The organism is Anaerosporobacter sp., assembly GCF_965301125.1.
The window spans coordinates 1-7,611 of the sequence record NZ_CBDLAM010000180.1 but is presented as its reverse complement, the minus strand read 5'-3'; the positions used below and the strand labels follow the sequence as shown (position 1 = coordinate 7,611).

Below are 7,611 nucleotides of genomic sequence, written 5' to 3'. Positions count from 1 at the left end.
GTAATATATTGTGTAGTATAAGAGCAGTAAGAAAGTGCTTATTATGCGACAAACAACCACCAGTTAACTGGTGGTTGTTTGTCGTAGATACATTCATTTTTAATTGGATATCATTAATCTTATTTCCTAATAACAGGAAGCCATATCTCAAACTTATAATCCTCAGCTCCTTCAAAGCCATCATTCGGGAAATATTCAATGTCAATTGCCTCTGCATATTGATAGGTAGAAGTTGGAAGCCATTCGGTAAATATTCTTTTCCATGCAGTTTCAAGTGTTGAATTAACTGGCCCGACTAATTCAAAAATTGCCCATGTAGATTTCGGTATTACCTGACTAGTCATTCCTTCTGGTGGTTCCTTATCTGATATACTGGCAATCATGTAATCAACCTCCTCATCACCTAATACTTGAATGAACCCATGGACACCTTTTGTGGTTTCGGTAGACAAATCTGATATTACTTTTAGTAATCCTTTTTCGTAAAGTTCATTCCAAAATGACCCAACAACAGTTGCATCATCCTCTGGCCCTTTGTAATGCTTCTTGATACCTACAACTTTAAATGCTTCTTTTTCTTCAATTTTGTAATTCATTTCAACATCTCCTTTAATCGAAATATGGAAGGTAATACGAGGAAACGCTTTCAGGGTTATACCTATATTGCGCGCTTTTGAAGGTATAATTCCATGCAATTTTTGAAATGCTCTAGAAAAGGAGTCGGGCGAATCGTAGCCATATTTGATAGCAAGGTCAATTATCTTTACTTTGCTATTTTGTAATTCAAAAGCGGCAAGTGTTAGACGCCTGCGACGAATATATTCTGATAATGTAATATCAGCTATAAACGAAAACATTCTTTGAAAGTAAAAGACAGAACAACAAGCTTTACTAGCAGCTATTTCGTAATCTATCTCTCCATCTAAATTATTCTCAATATAATTGAGAGCATCATTCATTCTTAGCAAATAGTCCATTCCACATCCTCCTTCCTGATTAAAGTATAGTTGAAACGAATTAACGATACCCGATGTTTATTGTTCTCTTGTGTAGGGTATTTGTTTGTTAATTGTCTATATTGGATTTAATTAAGTGTGATTAAATAACTGCTTCTTGGTTCTTTTCCTTAATAAATACTTATCAATTATCCAATATTATACATTGAAATGATGGAATATACTACTAAAAGTAAGTTCCTTGTGGATACACATTTTTAGATGATATTAAAATTCATTTATGTTATACTGACGGTAAAAACTATGTAATCTAAAAATATGAGGTGACAAGACAATGAAGACAAGAGAAGAAGCAATCGCATTTTGTAATACATTCGAAAACGTAATTGAAGACTACCCTTTTCATGATGGTAACTGGGCATTGATGCGCCACAAAGCTAATAAAAAGACGTTTGCCTGTATCTATGAGCGTCAAGGGAATATCTGGGTTAATGTAAAATGTGATACAGAGTGGAGAGACTTCTGGCGTAGTGCATTTACGTCTGTTGTTCCTGCATATCACATGAACAAGGAACACTGGAATTCTATTATTCTTGATGAAACCATTCCAAATGAAAGCATTAAGAAAATGATTGAAGAAAGTTATGAACTTACGAAGCCCAAGAGGAAGAAAGAGATTCTTCTATAAGTACTGCTGGCTACGCAACCAGCTAGTCACTTTACAAGAAGCAAATAGCACAGTGTAGTTGACAAAGAGTACCATATAATTTATCATAATATATATAAAATGTATAATTATAATTAAAATTATTGTATGATTATACTAATTATGTGGTTGGAGATATAAGAGATATCTAGCTAGATAGAATAATATAAAAAGTGGGTATTAATATGAAAAAAACGACGAAAAAGTATTCACAGATTGTATATTTATTTTGGATCTATGCAGGTGCAATTATTTTTGTATTAGGGGCTTTCTTTGTAGTGATTGATGCAGTATATAAGTCTAATATCTATACAGATGCGAAGAATCAAACCACAACATTCTGCACTTCTATACAAAGTGCAGTTGCTTCTGAGTTGAACAAGATGTCCAGTATAGCAATGAATGTTGTCTACTCGGATATCATTCGTGATACATTGGGAAAAAGTCAAGAAGTGGATGATAAGGGAAGCATATCAAATAAGGATTCTTCTATACCTATGTTGCAGATTCATGATGCCCTTAATGCAGCACAACAAAACACACAGTCTGCATCTCAAGTTAATGTCTATACTTTAAACGAAGTCTGTATTGGAACTGGATTTATTGATGCTATGAGTAACGTACAACTAAAAGAAAAGGGTTGGTATGATGCGGCATTATCACTAGACGGTAAAAAGTTTTTTACGGTTCCAGAAAAGATCACATTTAATGAATTTACCAATAAGAATATGGAAGATCACATGTACATATCCCTTGTACGTCTATTTCATAATAGAAAAGGGAAAAAAGCAGGTTTTGTAGAAGTTGTCCAAGATTGTAATCAAATTTTTTCACTTGTAGACCAATTACAAGAACAAAATCCTCAAACTTCAATTTTTATATTCAATGATCGTGGTGAAACTGTTTATCCTTATGATAAATCGGGCGTAGTGAATCCTGGGTATTATAGTTTAATAAAAGATAATAATATGGAACCATTGGTAAGTAAGTGGATTCATACTGATTATTATATAAAGAGTCTGGCTACGTATCAGGTTATAGATAGTTACAATTGGTCAATTCTAGTATATGAAAACCGTCAATCAATTTATTATCCGTTACACAAATATAGGGTTGTATTCTTTACTGCTGGATTCATAACAGTTTTGCTAGTTATACTTTTATGCTTTTGGTTATCAAGAAAGATAACAAGGCCATTAAAGGAGATTAAAGATGCAACGAGACAGATTACCATTACGTCAGTTCTAGATGAAGAGCATGAACATATTAATGAAATTGACAGTAACATAACCGAGATTCATCAATTATGCGATGCAATAAGAATGATGTATGAACAATTAAAAGATTCATCTAGGGAGGTACTCTTGTCTAGAGCAGAAGAGACTAGAGCAAAGTTAAGTGCAACGCAGTCGTTAGTAAATCCTCATTTTCTCTATAACTGCCTTACACATATGAGTATAATGGCAGAGGAGGAGATGAATGATGAAATTGTTCAATTATGTAACTCCCTATGTGATTTTTTCAGATATATCACATCAACGAAAGAGATGAAGGTTCCTTTAAAAGAGGAACTGGTTTGTATTGAAAAGTATATTGATTGTATGAAGATTCGTTATGGCGAGGATCTAACATATATATGTAATATTTCTGATTCTGTGAAAGATGTCCTAATACCAAAACTCATTCTACAGCCAATAGTTGAGAATGCATTTAAGCATGGATTTAATAAAAAACCACCTTGGGTATTAAAAATCTCAGCATATAAACGAAGAAAGAATTGGAGAATCGAGATTGAAGATAATGGTGGAATGCTAACTGATGAGCAAAAAGAAGTATTATTGAAGGAATTTAGAGAAACTAAGAAAAATGCATTCTATAACATGGAAATTGGAGGTATGGGGTTAAAAAATACGTATTTGCGTATGAAGTTATTGTATGGTGAAAAAGCAATGTTTACTATTGTAAATCATTATCCAGGACGTACAAAATTCATACTAGGTGGACCAATTGAGGCGACGAAGGAGAAAAGTGTCTTATAGGGGAAAGGCAGGGGGATGGAATGGAAACAAATATCACATATAAATATATTGTAATTGAAGATGAATCATTAATAAGGAAGAATACAATTAAGAAAATAGAAAGTTTAGGTTTACCACTTGTATATGCAGGTGAGGCAAGTAATGGAGTAGATGGAATATTACTTACTGAAAGGGAAGTTCCAAATATAATTATAACAGATATTCGTATGCCGCAATGTGATGGCCTAGAAGTAATCAAATACGTTAATCGTAAGTATCCAGACATAAAGATCATAATATTAAGTGGATATGATGAATTTTCCTATGCAAAAGAAGCGATGCGACATAATGTACATAATTATATCTTAAAACCTATACGTACGGAAGAATTAAAAGAGACTTTAGTAGAGATTGTGAATTATTTTGATGCAAAATCTCAGAAGATTAGGACGTTATCAGAAAAGGAGCATGATTTGTCTCAAGAAGAGATTTATACATTAATGATAAATTATTTTAAAGAGAACTATATGCATGACATCTCCTTGGGATCCTTAGCAGACTCCATTGGGTTTACACAAGAATATATAGGAAAAGTATTTAAAAAAATAGCATGTCAATCGCCATCAAAATACCTTACAACCTTACGAATTAATCAAGCCAAGCAACTTTTAATTCAGTATAAAGACATGGAAGTAAGTAGGATTGGTGAATTAGTTGGTTATAAAGACGCATTTTATTTTAGCCGCGTTTTTAAAGCACAAACAAATATGACTCCGAGTGAATATAGAATGAGTAGTAAATAAAGTATGAAGAGTAAAATCGCTATGCAATAGCCTGTTAAGGCTGGAGCATAGCGATTTTTCTTGTATCGTGTTAATAAGTTACTGATAGTAAACTATCAAAAAAATGAATAGTTTTTTGAAAAGATGATTTTGTGATAAAATTTCTCAATAGCAGATATTGAATACAGTATCAATTAATGCTAGAATCTAATCGGTCAGTCAAAACTAACTTGAAGATTACGAGGAGGATTATTTTTAGTATGAAGAAAAAATTATTATCCATATTATTAGGGTTAACCATAATGTGTATGATAACAGCGTGTGGAAAAGAAAATAATGTCGCAAATGAAGAAGGAGAAGCAGTTGCGGTTGAAACAGAGACAGCAGTAGACGAAGAGGCATCCGTTGAAACAGATGAGTCACAGGATACCATTACTGTGGTTGATCAAAACGATATGACTGCAACGATTAAGGCAAATCCAGAAAGATTGGTTACAACAGCACTTCCGTTACCAAGTATCTATGCACTTATAGGGTCACCAATTGAATATTTGGTTGGAGTTCATCCTGGTTCAACAAGTGCGATTGAAAACTCTGTAATGGCGGCTATGTATCCTGAGTTATCTGGTATTGCAGATAATTTTATTGATGGTACAGATATAAATGTAGAAGAGTTATTAAAACTTGAACCGGACGTAGTTTTATACTGGGCAGAGTATCTAGAACAATATGAAGCGATGACAAATGCAGGTATCAACGCTGTAGGTGTTAAGACACAAGCAGAAGGAGATGTACTTACAACACTGGAAAGTTGGCTTGAGATTATGGGTGAAATTTTCGGTGATTCAGGAAATGTAGATGCCGTGATTGAATATGGTCGTCAGATAGAAGAAGAAATCAAAGAAAAGACTGCTCAGATAGCAGAAGAAGATAAACCAAAGGTATTATATCTATATAATCATAGTTCTGAAGATATTAGTGTAAGTGGTTCGGGACATTATGGAGATTACTGGATTAATGCAGGTGGTGGAATTAATGCGGCAGCAGAAATTTCAGGTACAGCATCTGTAAATATGGAACAGATTTATGAGTGGGATCCGGATATTATTATCCTAACAACATTTACAGAAACTATGCCAGAAGATTTGTATAATAATACAATTGATGGACAAGACTGGAGTACTATCAGTGCAGTAGCAAATGGTAAAGTATATAAAGAGCCATTAGGTGTATACAGATGGTTCCCACCTTCAGGAGATGCACCACTCATGTTAAAATGGATGGCTCAAACATTAAACCCAGATTTATTTACTTATGATATGAAAGAAGAAATTAAAGCATATTATGAAGAGTTTTATAACTATTCTTTAACTGATGATCAGGTAGAAGGTATTTTATCGGCTGATCCTGAAGCAGCTAAGGGTGCAGGTTTTGGAGGATCAGCAAATAAATAATGATGAAAACTGGAAAAAACAAAGGAATATTCATTTTATTGATTATAGTTTTGGCGCTAACATTGTTGACAGCTATGTGCATCGGACGTTATTCTTTGTCATTTAGTGAAGTTATAAAAATTCTATTTCACATTGGAGAATCAGAGAAAACTAAGAGTATTGTAGTTTGGAATGTGCGTTTTCCGAGAACCATTATGGCAATGATGGTGGGCTCTGGGCTGGCATGTGTAGGTGTGTGTTTGCAGGCAATGTTTGCGAATCCTTTGGTAAGTTCTCATATCCTGGGCGTTTCTTATAGCTCAGGATTTGGAGCTGCCTTAGGGCTATTACTTAGCAGTAATTTTATTATAATACAAGGATCGGCACTTATATTTGGCTTTGTAGGTATGGCTTTAACTTATGCTATGAGCAGAAAAAACGGACAAACGAGTACCATTAGACTGGTTTTGTCGGGGGTAATTGTAGGAGCAGTGTTTGAAGCGCTGACTTCTTTTATCAAATACATCGCAGATCCAGAGGAAAAGCTACCAGCAATAACATACTGGCTAATGGGAAGTTTATCGGGGTCATCTATGAAAGATGTACTTAAAGTGTTTCCGATTATTGGAGCAGCAATCTTTGCTTTATGGTTGATTCGATGGAAAATAAATTTGTTATAACTTAGATAAGATGAGGCAGTTTCATTAGGTGTAAATGTTAAAAATGTCAGAATCTTTGTAATTATAGCAACGACACTAATTGTGGCAGTATCCGTATCATTTTGTGGAGTAATATCCTTTGTGGGACTGGCAGTACCGCATTTTGCTAGAATGATAGTAGGAAGCGACCATAAACGTTTATTTCCAGCCAGTGTTTTAATGGGGGGAATATTCTTGGTAGTTATAGATACGGTGGCAAGAAGTTTGACGGCTTCAGAAATTCCGTTGTCTATACTGACAGCTTTGGTAGGAGCGCCTATCTTTGCAATATTGTTGCATAAAACCGGAGGTGGCTGGAGTGATTAGAGCGAAAAATCTTACCTTTTCTTATGATGGGAAAAGTGACGTTTTTAAAAATATTTCTTTCCATGTGCCTAAGGGAGAGATTATGGCAGTTTTAGGTGCTAATGGAGTGGGGAAAACTACGATGATGCGTTGTATGATGCGTTTTCTCGACTTAAAAAAGGGAGAAGTATTGATAAATGGAAATGATGCAATAAAAATGAGCAATAGTAAGTTCTGGGAGAATATCAGTTATGTTCCTCAGGCAAAAAATTTGGTTTTTGGTTACAGTGTACTTGATATGGTCGTTATGGGGAGAAGCCAGTTCATAAAATTCGGTCATACTCCGAAAAAAGCGGATTATGAAAAAGCATATGAATTATTGGACGAAATAGGCTTGTCGGAATTTGCACATCGCTCTTGTAACAGTTTAAGTGGTGGACAATTGCAGATGGTGTTGATTGCTAGAGCGTTGATAAAAGAGCCAGATATCTTGATTATGGATGAACCAGAATCTAATCTTGACATGAAAAATCAGTTAAAAGTGCTTGAAATCACCAAAAAGATTTCTAAGGAGCGTAATGTAACGGTGATTATTAATACGCATTACCCAGAACATGCGCTCAGATATACAGATAAGACATTAATCTTAGGTAAGGATTCTTATGTGTTTGATAAATCGCATAAGGCAATAACAAAAGAAAATATATATAAG

Annotated in this window: 6 protein-coding genes and 1 pseudogene; 6 read left to right on the top strand and 1 reads right to left on the bottom strand. The window is 34.3% G+C overall.

Features of this window, described 5'->3' with window-relative positions:
* Window positions 1–119 precede the first annotated feature (119 nt).
* A complete protein-coding gene (locus ACW2QF_RS15925; protein ID WP_455716995.1) occupies window positions 120–977 on the bottom strand; it encodes an AraC family transcriptional regulator in 858 nt (285 codons plus the stop codon).
* 313 nt (window positions 978–1,290) lie between these two features.
* Between ACW2QF_RS15925 and ACW2QF_RS15920 the strand changes: the two genes are divergently transcribed.
* The 6 genes and pseudogenes from ACW2QF_RS15920 to ACW2QF_RS15895 all read left to right on the top strand — a co-directional run.
* On the top strand, window positions 1,291–1,644 hold the full coding sequence (locus ACW2QF_RS15920; protein WP_455716994.1) for an MmcQ/YjbR family DNA-binding protein: 354 nt from the start codon (window positions 1,291–1,293) through the stop codon (window positions 1,642–1,644).
* A gap of 203 nt (window positions 1,645–1,847) precedes the next feature.
* Complete coding sequence (locus ACW2QF_RS15915; protein ID WP_455716993.1) at window positions 1,848–3,701, top strand: sensor histidine kinase; 1,854 nt, start codon at window positions 1,848–1,850, stop codon at window positions 3,699–3,701.
* 20 nt (window positions 3,702–3,721) lie between these two features.
* Window positions 3,722–4,483, top strand: coding sequence for a response regulator transcription factor (locus ACW2QF_RS15910; protein WP_455716992.1), 762 nt, complete (start codon window positions 3,722–3,724; stop codon window positions 4,481–4,483).
* Window positions 4,484–4,722: 239 nt separating this feature from the next.
* The gene (locus ACW2QF_RS15905; RefSeq protein ID WP_455716991.1) at window positions 4,723–5,916 is read left to right on the top strand and encodes an ABC transporter substrate-binding protein; all 1,194 of its coding nucleotides are present in this window, start codon (window positions 4,723–4,725) and stop codon (window positions 5,914–5,916) included.
* Window positions 5,916–6,920 (top strand): annotated as a pseudogene (locus ACW2QF_RS15900) (FecCD family ABC transporter permease). Before ACW2QF_RS15905 ends, ACW2QF_RS15900 begins: the two are co-directional and overlap by 1 nt.
* On the top strand, window positions 6,913–7,611 hold a 699-nt coding region (locus ACW2QF_RS15895), incomplete at its 3' end, for an ABC transporter ATP-binding protein (RefSeq protein WP_455716990.1). The pseudogene ACW2QF_RS15900 and the gene ACW2QF_RS15895, both read left to right, overlap by 8 nt.

Excerpts from the sequence above, each read along its gene's own strand:
- ACW2QF_RS15925 (WP_455716995.1), bottom strand. The coding sequence starts at position 977 with ATGGACTATTTGCTAAGAATGAATGATGCTCTCAATTATATTGAGAAT.
- ACW2QF_RS15920 (WP_455716994.1), top strand. The coding sequence starts at position 1,291 with ATGAAGACAAGAGAAGAAGCAATCGCATTTTGTAATACATTCGAAAAC.
- ACW2QF_RS15915 (WP_455716993.1), top strand. The coding sequence starts at position 1,848 with ATGAAAAAAACGACGAAAAAGTATTCACAGATTGTATATTTATTTTGG.
- ACW2QF_RS15910 (WP_455716992.1), top strand. The coding sequence starts at position 3,722 with ATGGAAACAAATATCACATATAAATATATTGTAATTGAAGATGAATCA.
- ACW2QF_RS15905 (WP_455716991.1), top strand. The coding sequence starts at position 4,723 with ATGAAGAAAAAATTATTATCCATATTATTAGGGTTAACCATAATGTGT.